The sequence below is a fragment of the Glaciecola nitratireducens FR1064 genome (assembly GCF_000226565.1).
In the GTDB taxonomy this organism is placed as follows: Bacteria; Pseudomonadota; Gammaproteobacteria; order Enterobacterales; family Alteromonadaceae; genus Glaciecola; species Glaciecola nitratireducens.
The window spans coordinates 1855608-1881270 of record NC_016041.1; the positions used below are offsets into that span (position 1 = coordinate 1855608).

At 41.6% G+C, this 25663-nt stretch carries 21 protein-coding genes; 8 read left to right on the forward strand and 13 right to left on the reverse strand.

Annotated elements, in window-relative coordinates:
• Positions 1–102 precede the first annotated feature (102 nt).
• Entirely contained in the window at positions 103–1452 is a 1350-nt protein-coding gene (locus tag GNIT_RS07980; protein WP_337999077.1) for a lipoprotein-releasing ABC transporter permease subunit, read from the forward strand.
• A 138-nt stretch (positions 1453–1590) separates the two neighbouring features.
• Positions 1591–2151 carry a phosphoribosyltransferase gene (locus GNIT_RS07985; RefSeq protein ID WP_014108671.1) on the forward strand — a complete coding sequence of 187 codons (561 nt, stop codon included), beginning with the start codon at positions 1591–1593 and terminating at the stop codon, positions 2149–2151.
• A 213-nt stretch (positions 2152–2364) separates the two neighbouring features.
• Here GNIT_RS07985 and GNIT_RS07990 read toward each other — a convergent pair whose 3' ends face one another.
• On the reverse strand, positions 2365–3009 hold the full coding sequence (locus tag GNIT_RS07990; RefSeq protein ID WP_014108672.1) for an energy-coupling factor ABC transporter permease: 645 nt from the start codon (positions 3007–3009) through the stop codon (positions 2365–2367).
• Between the two features lie 145 nt (positions 3010–3154).
• Between GNIT_RS07990 and GNIT_RS07995 the strand changes: the two genes are divergently transcribed.
• Positions 3155–4975, forward strand: coding sequence for an aminotransferase class V-fold PLP-dependent enzyme (locus tag GNIT_RS07995; RefSeq protein ID WP_014108673.1), 1821 nt, complete (start codon positions 3155–3157; stop codon positions 4973–4975).
• A 7-nt stretch (positions 4976–4982) separates the two neighbouring features.
• On the opposite strand, the gene GNIT_RS08000 is transcribed toward GNIT_RS07995, so the two are convergent.
• Together GNIT_RS08000 and GNIT_RS08005 are read right to left on the reverse strand one after the other, a co-directional pair.
• On the reverse strand, positions 4983–6302 hold the full coding sequence (locus GNIT_RS08000; protein WP_014108674.1) for a glycosyltransferase: 1320 nt from the start codon (positions 6300–6302) through the stop codon (positions 4983–4985).
• Positions 6280–7530, reverse strand: a complete 1251-nt coding sequence (locus tag GNIT_RS08005) for a GGDEF domain-containing protein (RefSeq protein ID WP_014108675.1) — start codon at positions 7528–7530, stop codon at positions 6280–6282. Before GNIT_RS08005 ends, GNIT_RS08000 begins: the two co-directional genes overlap by 23 nt.
• Before the next feature lie 498 nt (positions 7531–8028).
• On the opposite strand from GNIT_RS08005, the gene GNIT_RS08010 reads away from it, so the two are divergent.
• Positions 8029–8874, forward strand: coding sequence for an HDOD domain-containing protein (locus tag GNIT_RS08010; protein WP_014108676.1), 846 nt, complete (start codon positions 8029–8031; stop codon positions 8872–8874).
• A gap of 11 nt (positions 8875–8885) precedes the next feature.
• Here GNIT_RS08010 and GNIT_RS08015 read toward each other — a convergent pair whose 3' ends face one another.
• Complete coding sequence (locus GNIT_RS08015; RefSeq protein WP_014108677.1) at positions 8886–9689, reverse strand: acyl-CoA thioesterase; 804 nt, start codon at positions 9687–9689, stop codon at positions 8886–8888.
• A 194-nt stretch (positions 9690–9883) separates the two neighbouring features.
• Between GNIT_RS08015 and GNIT_RS08020 the strand changes: the two genes are divergently transcribed.
• Positions 9884–11194, forward strand: a complete 1311-nt coding sequence (locus tag GNIT_RS08020) for a spinster family MFS transporter (protein WP_041246748.1) — start codon at positions 9884–9886, stop codon at positions 11192–11194.
• Here the strand turns inward: GNIT_RS08020 and GNIT_RS08025 are convergent.
• A complete protein-coding gene (locus GNIT_RS08025) occupies positions 11191–12345 on the reverse strand; it encodes an alkane 1-monooxygenase (RefSeq protein ID WP_014108679.1) in 1155 nt (384 codons plus the stop codon). The genes GNIT_RS08020 and GNIT_RS08025 overlap by 4 nt on opposite strands.
• A gap of 178 nt (positions 12346–12523) precedes the next feature.
• Here GNIT_RS08025 and GNIT_RS08030 point away from each other — a divergent pair, with 178 nt between their 5' ends.
• On the forward strand, positions 12524–13558 hold the full coding sequence (locus GNIT_RS08030) for an AraC family transcriptional regulator (protein WP_014108680.1): 1035 nt from the start codon (positions 12524–12526) through the stop codon (positions 13556–13558).
• Positions 13545–14393: an alpha/beta fold hydrolase gene (locus tag GNIT_RS08035; RefSeq protein ID WP_014108681.1), complete on the forward strand. Its 849-nt coding sequence runs from the start codon at positions 13545–13547 to the stop codon at positions 14391–14393. The genes GNIT_RS08030 and GNIT_RS08035 overlap by 14 nt, the downstream gene beginning before the upstream one ends.
• Positions 14394–14533: 140 nt before the next feature.
• Here the strand turns inward: GNIT_RS08035 and glgC are convergent, their stop codons facing one another.
• On the reverse strand, positions 14534–15793 hold the full coding sequence (gene glgC / locus GNIT_RS08040; protein WP_014108682.1) for a glucose-1-phosphate adenylyltransferase: 1260 nt from the start codon (positions 15791–15793) through the stop codon (positions 14534–14536).
• 118 nt (positions 15794–15911) lie between these two features.
• Positions 15912–16796, reverse strand: a complete 885-nt coding sequence (locus GNIT_RS08045; RefSeq protein ID WP_014108683.1) for a mechanosensitive ion channel family protein — start codon at positions 16794–16796, stop codon at positions 15912–15914.
• Between the two features lie 193 nt (positions 16797–16989).
• Here GNIT_RS08045 and GNIT_RS08050 point away from each other — a divergent pair, with 193 nt between their 5' ends.
• Positions 16990–18252 carry a hypothetical protein gene (locus GNIT_RS08050; RefSeq protein ID WP_014108684.1) on the forward strand — a complete coding sequence of 421 codons (1263 nt, stop codon included), beginning with the start codon at positions 16990–16992 and terminating at the stop codon, positions 18250–18252.
• Between the two features lie 109 nt (positions 18253–18361).
• Here GNIT_RS08050 and GNIT_RS08055 read toward each other — a convergent pair whose 3' ends face one another.
• The 6 genes from GNIT_RS08055 to GNIT_RS08080 all read right to left on the reverse strand — a co-directional run bounded on the left by GNIT_RS08055 (position 18362) and on the right by GNIT_RS08080 (position 25553).
• Positions 18362–19261 (reverse strand): hydroxymethylglutaryl-CoA lyase, encoded by a 900-nt coding sequence (locus GNIT_RS08055; RefSeq protein WP_014108685.1) that lies wholly within the window; start codon positions 19259–19261, stop codon positions 18362–18364.
• 37 nt (positions 19262–19298) lie between these two features.
• Entirely contained in the window at positions 19299–21305 is a 2007-nt protein-coding gene (locus GNIT_RS08060) for an acetyl/propionyl/methylcrotonyl-CoA carboxylase subunit alpha (protein WP_014108686.1), read from the reverse strand.
• A complete protein-coding gene (locus GNIT_RS08065) occupies positions 21302–22096 on the reverse strand; it encodes an enoyl-CoA hydratase/isomerase family protein (RefSeq protein ID WP_014108687.1) in 795 nt (264 codons plus the stop codon). Before GNIT_RS08065 ends, GNIT_RS08060 begins: the two co-directional genes overlap by 4 nt.
• A gap of 96 nt (positions 22097–22192) precedes the next feature.
• Positions 22193–23800: a carboxyl transferase domain-containing protein gene (locus GNIT_RS08070; RefSeq protein WP_014108688.1), complete on the reverse strand. Its 1608-nt coding sequence runs from the start codon at positions 23798–23800 to the stop codon at positions 22193–22195.
• A gap of 188 nt (positions 23801–23988) precedes the next feature.
• Complete coding sequence (locus GNIT_RS08075; protein WP_014108689.1) at positions 23989–25158, reverse strand: isovaleryl-CoA dehydrogenase; 1170 nt, start codon at positions 25156–25158, stop codon at positions 23989–23991.
• Positions 25155–25553, reverse strand: coding sequence for a MerR family transcriptional regulator (locus GNIT_RS08080; protein ID WP_014108690.1), 399 nt, complete (start codon positions 25551–25553; stop codon positions 25155–25157). The genes GNIT_RS08075 and GNIT_RS08080 overlap by 4 nt, the downstream gene beginning before the upstream one ends.
• Positions 25554–25663: the final 110 nt, after the last annotated feature.

Consider the following 25663-nt stretch of genomic DNA (forward strand, 5'->3'; position numbering starts at 1 on the left):
TAGGATAAATTGTTACTATCTTGCATCAGATGTTTATAATAACGACGTCTGAAACAATGTCATAGACAAGACAAATGCAGCAACGCTGCCAACTTACCGTTTGTGACTTTACCAAAAAACGACTCAGGTTTCACTCAGGTTTGCGATCCTTTGTCTTTATATGAAATAAATTACGCTGAGCATCGTTTAATCGAGGGGCAGCTTAATAAAATAGAGCACAAAACTAAGCTTATGCGTTTTTCCATACTTCCTTCATTGCCCATATCTGCCTTTATTGGTTTACGATATTCGAAAACCTCAAATAAACGCAGCTTTGTTTCCTTCATCAACTTATTTTCGGTCGTTGGTATCGCCCTTGGTATTGCTTCATTAATAACGGTGCTCTCGGTTATGAATGGCTTAGAAGGGCAGTTGAAACAGAAAATTTTGGGCATTTTGCCGCATATTGTTGTGGATAACAGAGGACCTATACTACTGCCAGAAGGTTTACAGAGCGAGGTTTTAGCCACCACAGACTTTGTGGAACAAGAAGTCATTGTGCAATCGAGTAAATTGATTAAGGGTTTATTTTTACAAGGAATCGATACCTCGGTCGAAAAGCGCCACTCTATCATCGCCAAAAACGTGATCGCGGGTGAATGGGACGCGCTGCAAAGCGGCAGTTTCAACGTGCTAATTAGTCAGTCCTTAGCTAATCAACTGCGAGTGTCGATAGGGCAAAGATTGCGAGTGATAAGCCCTTCGGCAAGTACCTATACTCCTCTAGGGCGAATGCCTAGTCAACGCTTAGTCACTGTTGCCGGCATGTTTCAGCTAGATTCAGAAGCCGACGACAAAGTCATGTTAATGAACATAAATGATGTCGCAAAGCTATCGCGTCAGAGAGATTTATCTTTTGTCGGCACGCGCTTGTATTTACAAGATGCTTTCCAGTATCAAGCTATCGTTGATGAATTAGACAAGCAGGGACTGAAATACACCACATGGCGAGAGAGGCAAGGCCCTCTCTTCGATGCTGTCGGTATGGAAAAAAACATGATGTCCCTCATGTTATTTTTAATCATAGCGGTCGCAGCATTTAATATCGTGTCGGCATTAGTCATGGTAGTAACAGAAAAAACCGCCGATATTGCAATTTTACAAACTCAAGGATTAGTGCCGACAGATGTGATGCTGATTTTTGTTCTTAACGGTATTTTTAACGGCATAAAAGGGGTCATATCAGGCGTTTTGATTGGCTTAATCGTCGTGTTTTTCTTGAATGATATTTTAGCCGCATTGGGTTCTGGACTGGCTTTTGGTCCTAATGGTGCAGGCTTACCAATTGAAATGAATCTGTCTGAAATTATCATTATATCTGGCGGTTCACTCGCCTTGTGCATACTCGCCACTTTGTATCCAGCGTATAAAGCGGCATCTATTCAACCGGCAAATAGCTTACAAACACAATAAACGCTATAATCCGCGTAACAATTCGTTTCAAGCTGTGGTGGCTGAATATTTTGCTTCAAGGAAGAGCAGTAGTAAGAATGAATTTACGTCAATATACCGTTAATAAATTTATTGATACATAAAAAGAGAATCTATACTTTGAGTAAAAATTACATCAGCTCTCAATCATTATTAGAAGACAGTTTTCGTCTTGCATCTAAAGTTTTCAAAGATGGCTTTCGTCCAGACTTTATCATTGGAATTTGGCGTGGTGGTGCTCCAATAGGAATTGCAGTACAAGAGTTTTTCGAATACAAAAATACGCCCACGGACCATATCGCTGTTAGAACTTCTTCTTACTATGGCATCAACAAACAATCAAAAGAAATAAAAGTACACGGTTTGCATTATCTTATTGAGAATGCAAATGCAGGAGATAGCCTGTTGATTGTTGATGACGTTTTCGATTCAGGGCGAAGTGTGGAGGCATTGATAAAGCAAATTGAAGTGCTCATGCGCTTGAATACGCCGAAAGAAATTAGAATAGCGACGCCTTGGTATAAGCCTGCCAATAATAAAACAGATATCGTGCCTGACTATTTCGTTAATGAAAGTGATGAGTGGTTAGTATTTCCGCACGAGCTAGCTGGCTTGAGTAAAGAAGAAATTATAGAAGGTAAGTCTGAGCTATCTAATATTTTAGATGTGATCTTTGATTAAGACTTCAGTTTTCCAGATATCTTGAAAAGTTAAATTAGTGCGGATGCCTTGCGCTGTAACGCAAGTGTATAGCAAATAGTTAAACTGGCCAGCCTAGTTGCGTTACATAAACTAGCTACATAGCGTTTGAGTTACAACGATAAGAAAGACAATGATGATTCATCGTCATTGTCTTTTTTTGCATTTGAACTATCTGAATAACAATATCGGTAACTATTTTCCATCAATATAAAACTTATCATGAAAAGTATAAACCCACTTAGGTTTGTGCACGACCAAAGATGTCATCGTAAACCCATTGAAAAAGGCCTCTGAGAAGAGTAAAAGTGGTATCAGCAACACATAGTTTTGGAAAATCACATCCCAACCTAAATCAGTATCAAGCTGAAAATAACCCGCCATCATGAGTATTTTAAGTGAAACCGTTATCGCTCCTGGAAAGAAAGCGCAAACAAAAAGATAGACAAATAGATTCTTAGGCAGCTTGTGGAATGACCAACTGAAGATTGCATAGGTAACTGAAATTGGCATGAGTGTGCCTAAAAGCCAATTTACGCCTAACATTGAAAATTTTTCATAGCCTACAACGGTAACACCAATTAAAACGATGCTGGAAGATATGATAGCCCATCTGAAGCCTAAAATTAGTGCCAGTGATGTCAACCAAATGAAGTGAACCTGGAGCTCATCGACAATACCCACACGAAAGATCCAAAGAACAAATACTGCCGCAGTTGCACCGAAAAACCGATGTTGGAAAGCTGCATCGTCAACGAGCTGTTTGAATTCTGTGTTTTTAATAATGATCGCCAAACCAATTGCACTGGCTATGGCGCCTAGTATTTGTAGTTCAGTCATGCATATTCATAATATATTATTGCCTGTTTTGTTATAAATCTCGCTAATCATCGAGAAATTATATCTTAATACCTTTATTATAGTGTGAACGGTTTAATATTCTTTTAGTATTTTTACATTAACCAAAATGATGTGAAGGGTTTACGTGTTCAAAAATCAATTTCCATTTTTTACCAACAAACCTGAACAGGTCTATTTAGACAGCGCCGCAACAACGCAAAAACATGATTCAGTTATTCAAGCGGTAAATGACTATCATTGCTCCTGCAATGCGACGGTGCATCGCAGTGCTTATGCTATCGCTAATGAAGCGACAAAACTTTACGAGGATGCTCGTGACTCAGTGGCACAACTTATTAATAGCGCCTCAAGTGCACAAGTTGCGTTCAACAGTGGAGCAACTGAATCGATTAATACCATTGCTGCTGGCCTGCAGCCTCACATGATAAGTGGGAATAAAATACTGATTTTGGCCAGCGAGCATCATGCTAATATTCTACCATGGCAGCGTCTAGCCAAGAGACTAGGGCTAAGCATACAAGTGGTTAATATCTCGCTTCAGGGCCAATTCATGCGAAGCGATTATGAAACCCTGCAAAAGCAGCTCAATAAAGATGTGGCTATTTTAGCAATGGCGCATGTCTCCAATGCTTTAGGAAATATATATCCCGTAGAGGAAATCTGTCGAATTGCCATTCAACAGAATATATTAACCGTCATCGATGGCACTCAAGCTATTGCTCATATGACGGTTGATGTGCAAAAAGTTAACTGTGATTTCTACGTATTCAGCGGTCACAAAATGTATGCACCGACGGGCGTTGGTGTTTTATACGGAAAAATCGAACTGCTAGATGCTTTGTTGCCACTTAGGCTAGGTGGTGAAATGATAACTCGAGTTTCGTTTACAGACGCTGAATATCAAGCACCGCCGTTAAAGTTTGAAGGAGGCACGCCCAACGTGACTGGGGTAATTGGAATTGGCGCTGCAGCTAAATTTTTGATGGCAAACATGGACGAAATTAAGCGTCATGAAGGGGCATTATTTGAGTCACTTAGCCGGGGCTTATACAATCGAGATGATATTCGCATATTCGGCAACGTTGGTGCCAACAACATTTGTGTATCTGACTCCATAAGTGCGAGTAAAACCTCGACAATTTTTAACCAGTCAATCGGTCTGTGCTCTTTTGTTTTTAACAAGCATCACCTAAATGACGTAGCGGCGTTATTGTATCAAGAAAATATCGCCGTCAGAGTAGGGCATCACTGTGCAATGCCGTTGATGAATCTATTAAACATTGGCGGAACGATGCGGGTTTCAATCGCTTGCTACACCACTGAGCAAGATATTCAATATTTTTTGGAAACGCTAAATCGTGCTTTGAACAGCTTGTGCAACAGCGAATTAAATCTTGATAACAGCGCAGCTGCAGCGGATGCAGGGTTAATATGTAAAGAGATAGAAAACTCGGACGTAGGAGCACGAGTTAATGCGACCCCAAATGATCTCAATAAGGGCGACACGCTTGCTATTAACGAAAATCAATCATTAGCGATTGCACAAAAGGTGAGTCAGGCGAGGGGCTGGGATAATCAATATCGACAGCTACTTTTGGCGAGTAAGGATTTAACAATATTGCCGCTTGAAATGCGGACAGACGAAAATGCAGTACTTGGTTGCGAGTCAGAGTTATGGATTGCCTATACTAACCATAAGCTGTGTGCCTATTCTCAAAGTAAGATCATTAGGGGAATATTAGCTGTTGTTATAGAGAAAGCGACGCAATTAAATGAGTCGCTGACAGTTGACAGCAATCAACAGAAACGTAACGCGGCCGTTGCCTTTGACTATTTTGCCTATTTAACTGAATTAAACCTAACGCCGTTTTTTAGTGTGGGTAGGCGAGATGGTATTCAGAATGCTATATTAACTATAAAAGCGAAGTTAGGAAACTTGTATTAACGGGGCGTCAATCTGAGCGCTGAGCCTGCTGTAAACGGGTTTTGGCTTCAATCCACTGACTCATGTATTTAGTGCTATTAAGGGTGTGGTGCTGCAGCACTTGGCCGATGAAATGCTGATGCCGGTGCTTAGTCAAATTGGTTCGGATCGTAGCAATTGAATCGCTTAGCTCTCTTGACTGTCGTTCATAATTAAAAATAGACGAATACAAAGTGTGACATCGCATGCTGGCTTGTGTCCACTTATCTTCGTTGGCGTATAGTGCAATACATGATTCTATAAATGCGTCACATGACTTCTGGATATTGTGAATAGCACCAGGCCATAACTCTCTTACATTATCGATATTATCTGCTAAAGGTAAAAGCCCCTCGGAACCAATTTCGGTGGTGATTGATGGGGTATAGCACTGCATTGCATCTACTAGCTTACCCTTAATACCTGCTCCAAAATTCAACGGAGCTAGCAATATGCGGGCGTTTCCAATTACCTCTTTTGCATCTTCAACAAAGCCATGCACTAAAAAGCCCTGCTTTTTATTTTCAAGTTGTTTGGCTTTCGGTGTTAAGTATGAACCATAAATATGGCACCGCGCATGCGGTAGCGCCCTAGTAATTGTTGGCCATATTTTTTGCTTTAACGTAAGTACAGCATCCCAATTAGGAGCATGCCGGAAGCTTCCTATGCTAACAAAGTCAAAGCGCTGCTCGTATGTCTTGGTCGCTTTATTATCAACATCAGAGAGCAAAAAAGGGCAATAGTGGAGAAGCGTTTCTGGAACCTTGAAGATGCGCGTGAGTAATTTGTATTCGTACTCTGAAAGCAAAATACTTAGATCACAACGCCAAATAGACGCTAATTCTCGCTTGCACATATCACTGTACAAATACGCGTTATCAACATCATTGCAAACAACATTGTTGCCGCGCTGATTAATATCTTTATATGCTTGATGTCTAGCATCACGCAGAAAGTGCAGGTCTTCGCAATCCAGTATTTTCATGCACATCGGTGCAGCCAAAGAAACGCGCCAGCCAAATTGTTCTTCACTAATAAAACGATCGAAAACAGTAATGTCAGGTGCAAGTTGATTCACAAAAGTATCAAAGCTACTGTCATTTAGGGTAATTGCTTGCTCTTTTACACCAAGGCTTGTCAACGGCGCGGACTGCTCTGTTTGCTCAGCAGCACAAGCGAACGTTACCTCGTAGCCACTGGCGATAAACAAATTGATATAGCTTAGTATGTTTTGGCCTGCAGCAGTTGACTTAGGTTCAGGCCACACTAAACCAACAAACAGAACTTTATGTTTGCGCTGTTCTAACACAGTTTCGTCCGCCTTTTTTCGCCTTGTACAACGCAGAGTCGGCTCGCTTTATAGCTGCTTTAAAGTCGCTACTGCCGAGCATGCTTTCTGCAATACCAAAACTGCAGGTGACTTTTACAATGTCTTGCTTTACCGGTGTTTGTCTTCTATTTCTTGATTCAGAAGCTGATTTTGGCGGTCTTCGCTGGATGCGGATAGCCATTGGATAGGATTCTAATTGTACGCGTAAATCTTCTATTGTTTCACGAACATCGTCAATCAGTTTGCCGTCAAACACTAATGTGAACTCTTCACCCCCATACCGAAAAGCTCTTCCCCTATTACCTGTTTTGGCAATTTTACTAGCCACAAGCTTAATCACATCATCGCCAGCATCGTGCCCGTATTTATCATTAAACCGCTTAAAAAAATCGATATCAATCATAACGACTGCATACTGAGACGAGAGCTCTTCAGAATAATGCGTTAGTGAACGACGGCCAGGAATACCAGTCAACTCGTCGTTGAACGCCATATTTCGACTGCTTATCATCGCCGAAGATAAACAAAGTACACTGCTAAGAATGGCAAATAAAATGATGCTCAACGATGACATGTGAGCTATTGCGAAAGCGGCTAAAAATGCAATGGCAAGTAAATATATATTATTGGATGACTTGATAACCAGAATCAAAAGCGTCATTGCACTCATACCGATTAACGCAAATTGTAAAGGCGAAAACCAGATGTCTTGAAACGGGGATATCATACCAATGGAACTAAACATATTGTCAGCTAATTTGATGACCGGCAATTCCATCTTTGCAATTAAAAAACTGAAAAAGCCCCAAGTAATCAAGCTACCAATAAGGTAAATAATACTTTTAAATATTTTGTGAGCCGGAATTTTAACGAGACCAAAAATAGGTAGCAAAGCAATGAATGACAATAGCAGATGCTTGGTATTTGCCACCAGCTTAACTTGCTCATCGGAAATTTTTAAGCCGGGAATGACGTAAAAATGCGCGATCGTAATGAGAGCGATAATACTCGCAACGTACATTGTCAAAGCTTGTCGCATAGAAAGGTTAAATATAATAATTAAAACGAGGCTGATCGAAACATAAGGAACAAGGTTCGCAACTGGAAACGATATCAATGACGCTTCATTAATGTGAATGAAAATCATTGCAGCAACAGATAGGATCGCCATAAAAATTATCGGAAGCGTGATTTTATTTACTGACATAACTCTTCTTATTCTTCACAGGTTGCTTTATTAAATACTTAGCTCAGTATTTTGTATATGCCGATGTTATGCTATGCGGATAACTTAGCTGCATCACTATGTTATCACCATATAATTCAGCGAGTTAATTATTATTAGAATTTTGGCATTAATAATTGAGTATCAACAGTCTCAAAAATACACTGACGTTGCAAAAGCAATACCTTGTTCGCGATAGTTTTGATGTCAATTATTTGGAAAATTCAGTGGAGTGCGCGAAATAAAATACCAAAGTCAGAAACTAAATAGCCAAATGCTTGATAATATGTAACTATTTACATTCCTTAAGCATTTTTTTACTGGATATTGAGTATAAAGATTGATGTCAGTCGCAGACTAGTGTAGAAAAATAGATAGAAGAGTCTAGTAAGGCGTATGTCTTAACAGTTACGCTAGAATATGAGTTAGTGTGACATGACAAACACAACCTGAATGATGAAACTATTTTAAAAGGCAATTATGAACGCGATTGACTATGCAAAAAAAGTCTCTGACTTATTCGCTCTGCCAAAAACAGTCGTCAGAGTCAAAAGTTTAATAGATGATGAGCACTCAGATGCAGACAGCATTTCTGCCGTAGTGCAGTCTGACCCCGGGCTGGCTGTGCATATTCTTAGAATTGCTAATAGCGCAATATATCGATTTCCACGAAAGATTGATCAGCTTCCACGAGCTGTCCAAGTTATAGGCACATCTGCAGTGTATGACTTTGCTTTGATATTTGGGATATCGAATGCCTTTAGCAAAGAGCAAGGCGAATTTGTCGACCTCGATAAGTTTTGGGAGCAGAGCGTTAGCTGCGCAATTTTAGCTAAAAACCTAGGTCTATTATGCGGTTCTAAAGATGCAGACAGACTATTTGTTAGCGGTCTGTTACACAATATAGGGGAATTAGTCGTTTTAAAAGTGGCTCCAGGTTTGGCAAAAGATTGCGCACGTTTTGATGCTAAACTCAGCCCAAGAGATTGCCAACATGAGGTACTCGGATTTACCTATGCTGAAGTATCGGCCGCGCTTTGCCAGCAATGGATGGTGCCTGACTCAATCGTGTCAACAGTTGCTATGCAGCATCATGACGAATCGCCGGCAGAAACACTTGAAGTGCGGGTTCTGCAGTTAGCTTACGAGCTTTCTATTATTAACACTTACTCTCATCATTTTAATTTGGAAGCTCATTTACCGCGTTTTCTGTTTGAATCATTGAATCTTAGCAGTGAAGAAATCGAAGAAGCTCTCGATAATAACAATTACCAAGTAGAGCAAGTCATACACTTGTTTAATCCGGACGTTTTTCAGAGCGCATAGCGTTTTAATTGTTAGTCAAATATTGCAACTGTCTGTCTACTAACCGCAATTAGTTCGCCTTCTTTATCCCAAATATTTGCTTCTGTATGGCCATAACCATCCGCCGCTTGGCGCGTGTGGGCTTGATACGCCAACCAATCATCACCTGCGATTGGTCTATGTGGATGAATAAACTCTAAATTCCAACTAACTGAACTCGCGGGTGCTGGCCACTTTAACATTTGCAGAACAGTGGGAGGCCATGCATCAATAATGCTGACTAGATGGGCATCAGTGAATATTGAAGGCGGCTTTTTGAATCTCATCCATCCATGAAAGTGCGAGGTCTTTCGTCCCGTAAAAGGCACGCCACCTTCCTGAATGCAAAGGTCGAGATGCTTTAAAAACTTGGGGGTTACTTTAGGAATAAGGGGAATGAAATTGCCTTTCTTCGGCGGCGTCATATTGTGTGTATCAGTGTTTGGTACTAAAATTTTCGATTCACGTGCATGTCCAAAACATATTTGCGAAACAACGCAGGTTTTGTTGTCTTGTATGGCTCGCACCATTACTTGGCTAACATTCTTTCCTTCACGCACAATTTCTACACTTATTGTAAACGCTTGCTCAGCCATAAGCGGGCCAACAAAGTTGGTTGAGTTAGAACGCATTACTCGCTCAGCTGCGACATATTCACGCGCTGCTGCATACAAAAGACCTGCCGATAAACCGCCATAAACGGTGCGCCCTTGTGCCCAGTCTGACGGTATTGTTAATACTAAATTAGGATTGGTCTTGTGAGTTTGTGCCAATGCTAGCAATTCATCAATGTGCATTAAATGCCTTTGTAATAACTGGTCTGATAAGTCTATTTTGTATTTAATAATTTAGACTTGCAAGTAACTTCACCCTACTTATGCTTATGTTCACAAATAATTAACATCAAGTGGCAAAATAAGTAAAGCTCATCCACTATGTAGTTCGAGTAAATAACTCGAACTATAATCTTGGAGTGCTTGTGGCTGATTCAATGAAAATACCAGACGTTTCGCAGGAGGCTAGAAGGCCAACGCGGGCTTATCGAAACTATGTGCTCATCATTTTAACCTTGGTTTATGCTTTTAATTTTATTGACAGACAAATCATTGGTATTTTATCGCCCTTCATTAAAGTCGACCTAGGCTTAGATGATGCACAATTAGGCTGGCTTAAAGGTTTTGCCTTTGCATTGTTATATACGGTGGTAGGTATTCCTATTGCTTGGCTTGCCGACCGTTATAATCGTATCAATATCATTGGAGTTTCATTGACGTTATGGAGTGGTTTCACTGCACTCTCTGGCTTTGCTGCTAATTTCTGGCAGTTGGCTATCTTAAGAGTGGGTGTTGGCATTGGTGAGGCCGGCGGCAGTCCACCTAGTCATTCAATTATATCGGATTTGTTTGATAAAACAGAACGTGCAAAAGCCTTAGCTGTTTATTCACTGGGTATACCGTTTGGTATTATGGCGGCATATTTTGCCGCGGCGTTTTTTCTTGATGGTGGCTCTGCCGACTGGCGAATTGTCATGATAAGCGTTGGTGCGCCTGGGGTTATCCTCGCACTTTTACTGAAATTTACAGTGAAAGAACCCGTAAGAGCAAAAGTGTCACACGGTCCGCAACAAATGGATTTCATGACATCAGTAAAACGCCTGCTTAAAATTCCTACTTGGTGGGGAATGTGCTTAGGCATTTCTTTTGGTTCATTTGGTAATTATGCGATTTCAACATGGATCATTGATTTCTATGTGCGAATTCACCCCGATATGCCAATACAAAAACTGTTGATTATCTTTGGTATTGTCAACGGCACTGCTTATGCTTTGGGGGTTTGGTTAGGGGGCGTAATTGCCGACAAATGGGGTGAAAAGACTAAACGAGCTTATGCATTATTGCCTTTCTATGCCATGATCATCGGTGTTCCTTGCTTTTACTTTTCTCTGCATGTTGGCAGTGTGTGGCTATCCATTGGCTTACTGACGATTATGCTGTTTGGAAGTGGAATGTATTTAGGGCCTTGTTTTGCTATCGCTCAAACACTTGCTCCTGTTAATGCGAGAGCGATGTCCACGGCACTGTTTTTCTTTGTGTTAAATATTATAGCGCTAGGTGGTGGCCCAACGATTGTGGGTATTTTGAGTGCCTCATTGTCAACGACAATGGGAGAAGCCGAAGCATTGAGAACATCTCTGAGTTGGCTTCTTTTACCTTATATAATTTCGATAGCCACGTTCTATTGGGCATCGACTAAGATAGAACATGACTGGCATGAAGCTGAAAGGATGCAGGCGCTAGATTAAGCGCCTGTCATTTCACTGGTCGGAATGCCATGACCTTGTTGGGTTCTTAAAATAGAAAGTTCGTTTTCATTGGCCATTGTGTCGTCCCAATGCTGTAATTTGGGTCTCATCAATCGGTACCAAAGAGGCGGCAATAACACGAGGACTATTGTCGATATATAACCACCAATCATCACGGGTGCATCAGGCATCGCTTCTAACTTCTCGAATGGAACGGCACCTTTCGCGTGGTGATGACTATGGCGTGGTAAATTAAACATAGCCCAACAGCTAATTCTTCTATTAGTATTCCATGAGTGTTTTGGCATAACGCGTTCACGGGGATGGCGAACTAGACCATAATGTTCCATATAATTCACGATTTCGAGTACAACTTTTGCCACTAAACCGATACCTGCTACGAACAAGACACCTTGCCAACTGGCTACCAGAAATACAAATCCTAGCCAAGCTGCAGTCATTAACCAGCCAGTAATATATTGATTGTGTAAAGAAAGCACATCTTTTTTCTTGCGCTTAAGCCGTTTGGCTTCAATCTGCCAAGCTGATTTGTTGGTTCCCCAAATTGCAATAGGAACATGCTTGTAAATAGAGCGTCCACGTGGTGCTGTTACTGGATCGTTTTCAGTCGCTACATGAATATGATGATTAAACACGTGTTCAATTGAAAAGCTGGCATCAAAACTCAGCGATAACAACCAACGCCCTGTCGTTATCGCTTTTTTATTACCAATTCGATGGATTAATTCGTGACCGACGACCGTTGCTATACCACTTAGCATCAGACCGCAAAAAACGACAGCAACTAAAATTTCAATGATATGCGTATTTGCCTTAGCGGCAACAAAATCGTAGCCAATAGTGCTAGATAACCAATGCATGATTGGCCAATTAAAAGGGGTAACTAGCCAAATACAAACGGTCATTAAGATAAACGTTGTCGGAACAGATGCATAAAGCATTGCATCTAATGCCCATTTTTTTGTGAGATTTGGCTGACTCAGGTCTTCGCCAAAAAACGCATCTCCGACAATGTAAAAGATGATAAAAACACCAAAGCCTAATAAAATCCAATATTGCGCCAAAAGCACTGAGCTAACACCTAGTAAGGTCGTGATGAAATAATTAGTGAATTTTAAATAATGAAACATGAGACTTCTCCTTTTTAGACCTTCTTACTGTCTCACGGGGCAATGCAATGCATAGTAGCAATTTGTGCCATCAATCAGTCATTTATTGCCAATGTTTTACTTTTAGCGTAGTTTGTTGTTGCATGCTCAACTATATTGATGTGGAAAACATCACCAGCGAAGCGGATAGTGAAACTCAATGACAGACAGCATTAGCTTACCTACCTATTATTTTGGTCACGTTATCAGTGTGCTCAAACAGGCGGGCATTGGCATTGATAAGTGGCTCGCATCGCAACATTTAGATTTGGCAAAATTGTTAGAGGCTGATGCAAGAGTCAGTGTGCAACAGTTTGATGGCTTGATGAAGACAGTGATAGAAAGTCGCAGATTCGAAGACCTCGGGCTGTTGGTTGGGAAAAGGCTTGAAATTGCGCATCACGGTGACTTTGGGCTGGCTATTTTAAATAGCGCCACGCTGCATCAAGTCCTCGATTTTCACGTTACTTTTCTTCCTATCAGAGTGCCATTTGTAAAGCTAAGCTATAGGATAGAGGGATCGCAAGTGGTCATAACATTAGCCGATGAGCATTGGCAAGGAAGTCTGCATAGGGCCGTTATCGAAGCGGTTATGATAGCTATCGTTAATATGCTTCACGCGATTAAGTTTCAAGATAGCAGCCAATTGCTAATTGATTTGGTTAAGTTTGATTATTCGAAGCCTAGATACTACAAAAAGTATGATTATCTAAAAGTTGATGAACTCATATTCGATAAGTCAGAATGCTCATTATACTTTTCAAAAAGATTTATTGATAAACCGCTGGCATTTGCAGATGAGTTTAGCTTTCAACGTGCTGTGCTGAACTGCCAAAAGGATCTGGATTCATATTTGCAGCATGATCTCAATGCTGTTGATCACGTTTTGAAACTGTTAAGAGAAGAAGATGGGATCAATCTGACGCTGGATAATATTGCAGAAGAGCTTCACACTAGCAAACGCTCCCTGCACCGCGAATTGGAGAGGGAAGGTACAAGTTTCAAAATATTACTGAAAAAAGTAAAAGCGCAAAGAGCCACTGCACTTCTCCAACAAGGAAAGTCAGTGACTGAAGTGGCAGATATTTTAAATTACTCAGATTGTGCCAATTTTAGAAGAGCTTTTAAAATGTGGTTCGGAGACGCTCCTAAAGAATGGATCGCAAAAAACAGGAAAGAGAATGCAAGCGAATGAAGTCCCTAAGTTGAAAAGCGAGAAACAAGTTATCGTGCATTTTGCGCACGCGAACGGTTTCCCGGCTCAAAGTTATGCAAAACTCTTCGCTCATTTGAATGATAATATTGAGCTAATAGCATTAGATAAATTTGCGCATAACCCCGAATTTCCGCTCAACAATAATTGGGAAAATCAAGTTGATGAATTAATTCATTTTGTCGAAATGAAACAAGCTGAAATAAATCCTGATCTACCTATTGTTTTGGTTGGGCATTCGTTCGGTGCAGTGATTTCTTTTTTAGCTTGTTGTAAAAAGCCAGCCTTATTTTCTGGGTTGATAATGCTCGACCCACCACTGATAACAGGCCTGGCGAGCTGGGTTTTTAGATTTGCAAAGAAAGGGAAGTTAATTGACAAAATTACGCCAGCGGGTAAAACCAAAATTAGAAATACAAAATGGCATCATAAAACAGATTTAGTGCAATATTTTGGTCAGCGTGCACTGTTTAAAAATATGGATATCGAATGTATCGCGGATTACGTTTCGGCGGTCACACATGAGCATCAGGGGCAGAGAGTGCTACATTTTGATGTCCAAGTCGAGGCCGATATATTCAGAACAATTCCTGCGAATTTGCATAAGCAATACGGTAAGTTAAACACGCCAAGTTACTTGTTAACGGGAAAATATACTGAAGTTTGCGTCGAAAAGCTTCGAAATCCCTTTATTAAGGGAAACGCTAATATCACTCATGAAGCTTTTGATTTTGGCGGACACATGTTTCCACTTGAAAGACCCATTGAGGTTGCCTCTCGACTAAATTCATTAATTACTCAGTTTATTGCCGATTGAATAAAGAAGATATTTAAAGGTCGCACTCAGAAATAAGAACCAAGGGGCCAGGTCCTTTGAAATAATAAATTAAAAATAGTCAAAGACCGTTTATCAAAAGGGGGCTTTCGCCCCCATTTTTCTAAACAAGACAGCGAAACTTATAAGGCATCTAATGCCATTTTAGTCACTAGCACAACACCGTTCTCAGACACTCTAAATCCTCTAGCTCGATCATCGTCATGGTTATGTCCGATCGTAGTTCCTTCCGGAATATGACAACCTCGGTCAATAATGGCTTTCTTGATCTTACAATTAGCACCAATCGTCACCTCTGGCAGTATTACGGTTTGTTCAACTTTGCTACCAGAACTCACTCTTACATTACTAAAGCAGATGCTTTCGATTAACGTAGCGCCAGAAATAATACAACCGCCAGAAACAACTGAGTTTAAAGCGTCTCCGCGGTTATCAGCACTCTCCATGACAAATTTAGCCGGGGGAAGTTGCTCTTGGTAAGTCCAAACAGGCCATTGTTTGTCATACAAGTTTAGTGCAGGAACCGGAGCAACGAGTTCCATGTTGGCCTCCCAGTATGAATCAAGTGTGCCAACATCGCGCCAATACGAATCATTTTTGCTGCTTTTAGAAAACTCAAAGGCATAAACGTCATGATTATCGATAATGGCCGGGATAATGTCCTTGCCGAAGTCTCGTTCTGAGCCCTTGGTTTGAGAATCACGCTCTAGCTGCTCGAATAAAAATGCGGTATCAAAAACATAGTTGCCCATAGACGCTAGGCAATAGCCAGGCGATCCTGCTAGGGGTGTGGGCTCTGATGGTTTTTCAGCAAATTCGATTATTTTATTATTTTCGTCTACCGATATAACACCAAACGCATTCCGAGCTTGTTCGATAGGAACGGCAATGGTGCTCACGGTCATCTTGGCACCGGATTCGACATGCTGCGCTAATATATGTCCATAGTCTTGACGATAAATATGGTCGCCAGAAAGAACCATGACGTATTTGGGTAATTCGTCTCTTATAATATCGATGTTTTGATAAACAGCATCGGCTGTGCCCTGATACCACTCTTCTGAGAAGCGCTGAGACGCGGGTAAAATTTCGACTGACTCTCCCAATTCCTTTTTGAAATGGCCCCAACCGCGCACTAAATGCCTAATCAAAGAATGTGACTTATATTGGGTTAGAACACCAATGTTTCGTATCCCGGAATTAACACAATTGGAGAGAGGAAAGTCGATAATACGAAATTTACCACCAAAATAGAGCGCAGGCTTCGCACGCCAGTTGGTAAGCTCAAACAATCTGGACCCTCTACCACCGGCTAATACTAATGCGTAGGTGTCTTTTGTTAGGTTACTAATATAGCGGACGTTATCGTTCGTTTTAGGCATTGAGGCATTCCTTTACAAAAAATTCATAAGAGAGCGTATTTGCTTTACAAAATTAACAAATTCACTGACTCCATTAAATATACTCTTTTTAGATAATTTGTATAGAAATCATCACTACTTATTCAACAGATAGTGCTTTTATATCTTCACTGCGCGACATTTTTTCTTGTTCTTTCAGATTCTGATGCCACAAGTAAAAAAACTCTTTAGTGATTGCTTGTTGAATTTTTAAGTTCTGTTCTACGGGACAGAAAAGGTCAACCGTAATACAAACCTTCGCATATTGGTTAGTATGAATATGAAAGTTGGGTTCAACGTTAATGAAATCTATGTCCATTCTTTTTTCAATAACATTCTTATAACGCTCTGCAACATCGGCAAAGTCTTCACAGTATTTTTGCGCGCTGACTGAAAGCTTTTCGATAATAGGGATAACGTCAATAAGCGGCTCACATGTTATTGTGAACTGATTCATACTGTAGCGTCTTAAAAAGTTAAGGTTTTTAACCGTTTTAAGTAGTAGCTGATTATTAGGAATAAAAAGATGCTTTCCTGTATAACTGTTGGAATGCAGGTCAACTTCCAGCATGGTTACTTTGGTCCAGTCAGCCACAATTACTTCGCCGACCCCGTCTTGCACCTGTATCCAATCTCCAATTCGAAATGGTCTTGCACTAAGGTAATAAAAATACCCGATAAAGCATTGAATAAATTCTTTGGTCGCGAATACGATGGCAAACATAAATGCTGCAATCGATAGGGCAAACTGCTGAATTTCACTAGACCAGAGCACCAGAATAAAAAATACGAGGCTTATATTTAGAGAGTTATTTAAGGTATTTACTTGCGAGCGATAGTTCTTATTCAGTTTTTTACCGCGGTCGACTAAAACACGCTTCAATATTGATTTAACGACACCGACTAAGATAATGAGGCAAACCGAGATGACCGACTTTTGAAGATTGGTATTTTCAAGGTAGACAAAATATTGGTCTACAAACATGGACGTGACACACCTTTTTTTAATGATATTTACGAATGGCGGTAGAATAACAGATAGATTGTTTAAACGCTAAATGTGCAGCCATGATGCAACAGGAAAAAGAGATGATTTACATAGTGTTTATGAAACAAATAAAACGATAAACTAAAAATGTACAACCAGAGTATAAATTAACCTGAAGAAGAGAGGTTTCGTGAGCAATAAAACAGTTAAATGGCGAATTGTAAGCACACTTGTATTGAGCAAGTTAACTGATATTTTAATATCAGCGAAAACAACTTTACCAACATTACTCAATACACTTGGTGCGCCTTCTTGGATGCTTGGTTTTTTAGTACCGCTTCGAGAGTCGGGGTCGTTACTACCGCAGGCGATGATGAGTGCTTGGCTGACTAGTAAAAGCGATCGCAGAGCGCCGTGGGTAGCCAGTATGCTAATTCAAACATCGTTTATTGCGATTATGATATTGGTACCGCTAGTTGTGTTGCCAATTATCATGAATCAAAATGCTGAAAGTTATGGCTTGCTCAGCGGTGCTGTTGTGCTTTTAGCTCTAATGGGCTTGAGCCTTGCTAGAGCAATGACGTCGTTGACAATGAAGGACATTCAAGGAGAGCACTTAAAAAAAGGGCAGCGCGGTAATGTGGTCGGCATCGCTTCGACGTCGGCAGGCATACTCTCGTTATTGTTTGCTTCCTATATGATGTGGTCTGGCAAATTGAATGAACAGGTCATTATGATCATTGCGATATCATGTTTTGTCGCTATGTTACTTAGTGTGATTACTTTGAAAAGCCTCAAAACTACCGTAGAGGTGAAGAGTAGCGAGCAAGATGATGCGATTAAAAAGAGCCTAACGTTAGCTAAAGCAAAGTCCTATATAAATACTTTTTCAGGTGAACTCGGTCGCTTTATTTTAGTGCGCTCGTGCTTTGTACACACAGCACTTGTTGCGCCTTTTTATATTGCTTGGGCGAGCGGTTTATCAACCGGAAGTGGATTAGTTACCCTATCTAGCTTCATTGTCGCGCAAGCATCTGCGACTATTTTATCTTCTTATATCTGGGGAGCACTTTCAGACCGTAATGCTAAATTAACCATGCAGCTAGGGGCTATCATCGTTGTCTTTATATGCTGTGTTACAGTCTTTATTATTCACTTTGGATTAACACAATCGGTTCACTCATTTTGGTTTGTAGCAGGGTACTTTTTAATAAGTGTGGGACATGAAGGAGCTCGCTCTGGTCGAAAAGTTTATGCACTGGATATCAAAGAGGGCGCCGACCGAACTGATTTTATTGGTAAGGCAAACACGGCTATTGGCATTGTCATTTTGACCTTAGGTGGCCTTTATTCTGCCTTAACGTTTGCTGGTAATACCATTTTGTTTTCTGTCATCGCATTAGGAATTATTGCAGGCCTGCTGCTTAGTTTGGGAATGAAGAATGAAAAATGATAGCGAAAAATGAGACAAAAAAGAGAATGTAGAAACTACACTCTCAATATTTATTTTGCCAAAATTCTGTAAGTACGCTCAAAGGTACAAATAAAACAAGGCGATTTACTTACCCAGCAGCAACGCCCACTTTTGAACCGTTCTTTCGGTTAAGCTTAAGCGATATTGAATTACCAACCTCGATGAGTTCAGCGAGGTTAATACCGGTTTCAATACCCATATTATGCAGCATATAAACAACATCTTCAGATGCAACATTACCTGATGCTCCTTTGGCGTAAGGACAGCCACCAAGACCCGCAACTGAACTATCAATTACGCGTATGCCCAGTTGCAGAGCGGTTAGAATGTTGGCCAGTGCTTGTCCATAAGTGTCGTGAAAATGTACCGCTAATTGATTGCTCGGAATAACTTGCAAGCATGCTTCAATAAGAGCTTTGGTTTTTAATGGTGTGCCAACGCCAATGGTATCACCGAGAGAAATCTCGTAGCATCCCATTTCTAATAGTGCTTTGCTGACAGCGACCACATCGTCAACCTTTACATCACCTTCATATGGGCAACCTAATACGCAAGATACATAGCCTCGAACGGGAATGCCGCGTTGTTTTGCTTTCTCTACGAGGGGAGCAAAACGTTTAAGACTTTCTTGAATACTACAGTTAATGTTTTTTTGTGAAAAGCTTTCAGAGGCAGCGCCGAAAACCGCGACTTCCTGTGTGTTAGCCTCCATAGCCATGTCAAAGCCTTTCATATTTGGCGTGAGTGCACTGTAGCGTGTCCCTTCAGCGCGCTTAATCGTCCTTATGACTTCATCGGAAGAGGCCATTTGCGGCACCCATTTCGGCGACACAAAGCTACCCGCCTCGATGCGTTTAGCACCAACAAGAGAAAGTTGATTGATAAAATCAATTTTGTCTTGCGCCGTTAAGCTTGTTTTTTCATTTTGAAGTCCATCACGAGGACCAACTTCTACGATTTCGACCGTTTTAGGTAGTAGATTAAACATTTGTTATCACCTTTATTTTGCTCAACTGGCTCAAGCGCTACTCTGTGTCACTTTTAGTGATGTCGATTAAAGCAACTCCGCCGCTGACCAGATCTCCAGTGTTAAAAAAGCATTCTGCAACGGTGCCATCATAGGGGGCTTTAATACTGTGCTCCATTTTCATCGCTTCAACAATGATGAGCTGTTGCCCTTTGGTAACCTTGTCGCCGGCTTTCACTAGTAACGCAACCACGGTGCCATTCATTGGAGCGACAACCGCATTAGCATGATCATCTTCGCCAACCTCACCCAAATCAGGGCCTTGAATTTGCGCCGTCAGCATACCTTGTGAGGTAAATAAACTAATGGTGGCGTCATTAAACATGATAGGAGAGGCTGTTTTTACACCATTTAATGAACAGGTAAGTGTGTCGTCAGTGATGCTGCCTGAAACAGTCATCTCGACTTGATTAATATGTAAAGTCCATTGTTTAGGGCTTTCTACTGATGCTATGTTCATTGTGGCACTAACGCTATAAAGCTTGTCATTAACCAGCAGCTCAATAAGCTCAGGATGGGCTAAATTGCTGCGATAGCTATCGTGTATATTCCATGGCGAATCTTCTGGCTCTCCCTCCAGTTGATTATGTTCAGACAATAGGTAACCCAAAACAATAGCCGGTAGATAGGTGTCGACGTCAACACTGGTTTGAGTGCTAATACTTTCGTTATGACGCTCAATAAAATCGGTGGTTAATTGGGCCTGTTTGAAAGGCGTTGACCCTGCAATTCTGCGAAGGTAATCAATGTTTGTTGTAACGCCACCAATGGCGTAATGCTGCAGACAGCTTTCTAATCTTGATAGTGCCTTCTCACGATTTTCATCCCAAACAACCAATTTTGCTATCATCGGATCGTAATAGATAGAAACCTCATCACCTTGTTCAACACCGGTGTCTACTCTTACGTTGGCGTTTGTTTCGGGTGTTTTGAGAAGATGCAATGTGCCTGTTGCCGGTAAAAAGTCATTATTCGGGTCTTCAGCATAAATACGAGCTTCAAATGAATGGCCCTTGATGCTTAGTTCGGATTGTTCTTTTGGTAACAGCTCATTGTTAGCAACACGAATTTGCCATTCAACTAAATCTTCCCCAGTAATCATTTCAGTTACCGGATGTTCAACCTGCAGGCGTGTATTCATCTCCATAAAATAAAAACTACCGTCGGTGTCGAGCAGAAACTCAACCGTACCAGCGCCAGAATAATTGATAGCGAAGGCTGCGGTTAATGCTGCTTCACCCATTTGAGCTCGGAGAGCTTCAGACATGTTGGGAGCAGGGGCTTCTTCAATCACTTTTTGATGGCGACGTTGTATTGAACAGTCACGCTCGAACAAATAAACACCGTTTTTATGGTTGTCACAGAAGACTTGTATTTCAACATGGCGAGGTTCGGTCAAGTACTTCTCAACCAGCATTTTGTCGTCGCTGAAACTCGACATCGCCTCGCGCTTTGCCGCTGCTAATGCGTCATCAAATTCTTGTTCTGACCAAACTTGGCGCATACCTTTACCACCGCCGCCAGCGGTCGCTTTTAACAAAACGGGATAGCCCATATCATTCGCACTTTGCTTAATTAAAGTGGGGTTTTGGTCGTCGCCGTGGTAGCCAGGGACAAGTGGTACGCCCGCTTCTTGCATAATTTGTTTTGCTGCTGACTTTGAGCCCATCGCCTCAATGGCTTCTATAGTAGGGCCAATAAAGATAATACCTTGGTCAGCACATGCTTTGGCAAATTGCGCATTTTCAGACAAAAAGCCGTAACCTGGATGGATGGCGTCAACGTTCAATGCTTTGGCTTTTTGTAAAATTAGGTCGCCGCGCAAGTAGCTGTCTTTTGATGGCGCCGGACCTATGCACACCGCTTCGTCTGCGTGTTTTACATGGAGCGCATTAGCATCAGCTTCGGAGTATACTGCAACCGTAGATATGCCCATTTTCTTTGCCGTTTTTATGACTCGGCAGGCGATTTCGCCGCGGTTAGCAATCAGTATTTTCTTGATCATACGTTTTTCCAATTCGGTGTACGTTTTTCTAAAAACGCAGTTAAGCCTTCTTGTCCTTCGTCTGAGACACGAACGCTAGCGATTAAATCACTCGTTTCATCAATCAGTTTCTCATCAATTGCACAATAGCTAATTTTGTTGACTAACTGTTTGGCGATAGCAACAGACGATGGCCCGTTGTTGAGAAGGGGTAAAATAACATTCTCGACACTTGACTCGAGTTCTTCTTCACTCACTACTTCGCTTAACAAACCAATGCGTCGCGCTCTGAGCGCAGACATCACTTCTGCTGTCATAAAGTAGCGTTTTGACAATCTTGGTCCTATCGCCTCAATAACATAAGGGCTGATTGTCGCGGGTACGAGACCGAGTTTTACTTCACTCAAACAAAATTTGCTTAATTTGCTGCCAATCGCAATATCACAACAAGCGACTAATCCTACGCCTCCTCCGTATACAGCGCCTTGTACACGCGCGATGGTTGGTTTGTTGAGGTTGTATAGCGTGCTAAAAAGCTTTGCTAGCTGCTCCGCATCTTGACGATTTTCAGCATAGGAATAACTGGCCATTTTTTTCATCCAGTTTAAATCAGCACCAGCACAAAATGATTTGCCTGTTGCAGCGAGAACCATCACTCTCACATCATTATTCTGATGGATAGATTCGAATGCATTGATCAGTTCGACAATAATCGTGTCATCGAAGGCATTGTGAATATGTGGACGATTAAGAGTTACTGTAGCAACGCCTCGATTGTCAATGTCTATTGTAATTGCGTCTTGTTCTGTCATTTTTATCTCCATCGGTTATTCAGCTTCAGTTATTTTGACTGTGCACAAATCGCTGTCTGTGTTGTTCAGCGTTTGTCACGAGTTTATGTAGCTGAGCTACATTCTGAATACACCGAATTTCGTTTCTTCTATTTCTTTATTTAAAGAAGCGGAAATAGCTAAGCCAAGAACTCTTCTAGTGTCAGCAGGGTCAATGACACCATCGTCCCACAAACGCGCTGAAGCATAGTAGGGATGTCCCTGTTTTTCATAAGTATCAATAACCGGCTTCTTGACTGCCTGATCCTGTTCGTTCGTCCATTCTTCACCGGCTCTGGTTGCTTGATCTTTTTTCACTTGAGCCAATACGCCTGCAGCTTGCTCTCCACCCATCACCGATATGCGAGCATTTGGCCACATGAACAGGAAGCGTGGGTCGTATGCACGACCGCACATGCCGTAGTTGCCGGCGCCGAAGCTGCCGCCAATCAGGACAGTGAATTTGGGTACTTTTGCACAAGCTACTGCGGTCACCATTTTTGCACCGTGCTTTGCGATACCGCCGGATTCGTATTGTTTGCCAACCATGAAACCGGTAATGTTTTGTAAAAATACCAGCGGTATTTTACGTTGTGAGCATAGCTCTATGAAGTGAGCGCCTTTTTGTGCCGATTCTGAAAATAAAATACCGTTGTTTGCCACAATACCGACATTAAATCCTTCGATACGAGCGAAACCGCAAATAAGGGTAGTACCATATAGCGCCTTAAACTCATGAAATTCCGAGCCGTCTACAACGCGAGCTATTACCTCTCTCACATCGTAGGATTTTTTGCTGTCTTTCGGGATTACACCATATATTTCCCGAGTCTCATACAACGGAGCAACCGCCGGTTTTTTATCCGCTATGACTGGACGACTGCGATTTAGACGAGCCACTGCATCTCGAGCGATTTGAAGCGCATGACGGTCATTATTAGCTAGATGATCTACCACTCCCGACGTGCGACAATGCACATCACCACCGCCGAGCTCTTCAGCCGTGACAACTTCACCGGTCGCAGCCTGCACCAGCGGAGGTCCACCCAAAAATATTGTTCCTTGCTCACGCACGATAATCGATTCATCAGCCATTGCTGGAACATACGCGCCGCCCGCGGTACAGGAGCCCATTACTACCGCTATCTGAGGAATATTTTGCGCAGACAAGTTAGCCTGATTAAAGAAAATTCGACCAAAATGCTCGCGATCAGGAAAGACGTCATCTTGACGGGGCAAGTTTGCGCCGCCAGAATCGACTAAGTAAATGCAGGGAAGGTTGTTTTGTTCAGCAATTGTTTGTGCCCGTAAATGCTTTTTCACAGTAAGCGGGTAGTACGTGCCGCCTTTCACTGTTGCGTCATTAGCGACAATAATACATTCAATGCCTGAAACTCTGCCGATACCAGCGATTACGCCAGCACAAGGAACGTAATCGTCATAAACCTCCCAAGCAGCTAACTGAGAGATTTCAAGGAATGCACTGTTTTTGTCGATTAATGCATTGATGCGTTCTCTCGGTAAAAGCTTGCCTCGGTCGGTGTGACGTTTACAGGCTTTTTCACCGCCACCTTGGGCAAGTTGGCTAACAAGACGGTTTAGGTCATCAACTTGCGCTTGCATGTGCGCAGCATTGTCCGAAAACTCTTGGCTATTGGTATTTATTTTTGAAGTAATTTTGGGCACTGATGCACCTCGTATAATGGCATTTTAAGGCAAATTAAATTTTATGACACTAAACAAAATAACATACAAATGTCGCCTGCAAATAGGCGACATTAACTGTTTTTCGTTTTGATTTCACACGTAGCGTTTGTCAGCTACCTTCATGAAGGTAAACGTCTTGGTAATGCTAAGTGAACAGTCATCTTGCATTAGGTAGATTCTTTAAATAACTCTCTACCAATTAACATGCGTCGTATTTCACTGGTGCCTGCACCAATTTCGTAAAGTTTTGCATCTCTTAACAGGCGTCCGGTTGGGTATTCATTGATGTAACCATTACCACCTAAAAGCTGAATAGCGTCTAACGCCATTTTAGTTGCTAACTCAGCGCTATACAATATAGCGCCAGCAGCATCTTTGCGTGTTGTTTCGCCGCGATCACATGAGCGTGCTACAGCATAAACGTAAGCTCTTGCTGCATTCATCTGAGTATACATATCTGCCACTTTACCTTGCACCAATTGGAACTCACCAATAGATTGGCCAAATTGCTTACGATCATGAATATACGGAACGACAACATCCATGCACGCCTGCATGATGCCCAATGGACCGCCTGATAAAACTAAACGCTCATAGTCCAAGCCACTCATTAGAACTTTAACACCGCCACCAAGCTCACCAACTATGTTCTCGGCTGGTACTTCGCAGTCTTGAAAAACTAACTCACAGGTATTGGATGAACGCATACCAAGCTTGTCTAACTTTTGCGCTTGGGTAAACCCAGGAGTGCCTTTTTCTACGATAAACGCGGTAATGCCACGTGCACCAGCTGTTACGTCTGTTTTAGCATAAATGATAAAAACGTGAGCGTCAGGCCCATTCGTAATCCACATTTTGTTGCCATTTAATACAAACTTATCGCCCACTTTTTCAGCCTTTAATTTCATGCTGACAACATCTGAACCGGCATTCGGTTCACTCATGGCTAATGCGCCAATGTGTTCACCGGATACCAATTTAGGTAGGTATTTTTCTTTTTGGGCTTGAGTACCGTTTTTAGCTAACTGATTCACGCATAGATTAGAGTGTGCTCCGTAGCTCAAGCCAACGCCCGCAGATGCTCTTGAAATTTCTTCCATCGCAACAGTGTGCGCAAGATAGCCCATGTTTGAACCGCCAAACTCTTCGCTTACGGTAACTCCTAACAAGCCCATATCACCAAATTTAGTCCACAGTTGGTTTGGGAACATGTTGTCTTCATCAGCCTTTTGAGCCAATGGAGCAATTTCGCTTTGGGCGAAATTATAAACGTGATCTCGCAGCATATCGATGTCTTCACCGAGACCGAAGTTTAGAGTTGGGTAGGGTGCGTTCATAGGTTATTACCTCTTTGCAATTCAATTAGTTCGTCTTTACAACGTGCTTCCACGTCGTCCAATTCATTCATGAGCATTTGAATATCACTTAGTTGTTGATTCAAAACAGCTCGTTTTTGTTCAGTTAATGCCAACATAGTCTCAAGCTGAACGGCACTGTTTAAGTTAGTATCATATAAATCAAAAAGTGTTTTTATTTCGGCTAGTGAAAAGCCTAAACGTTTACCTCTTAGAATTAACTTAAGGCGAACTTTATCCTTTAAGTGATATATTCGACTCTGTCCTTGACGTTCAGGAACCAACAAACCTTGCTCTTCGTAAAAACGAATAGAGCGTGCAGTAATATCAAATAACTTGGATAGTTCACCAATTGAATATTGCTGTTCTTGAGACACTTTGTCACCTTTTTGCGTTCTTAACCTTTACGTTAACGTAAAGCTGAGTTAACGTAAAGGTAAAGCAAAGTTTAGCGTAGATCAACAAAATTCAATCACAACGTTTGCTA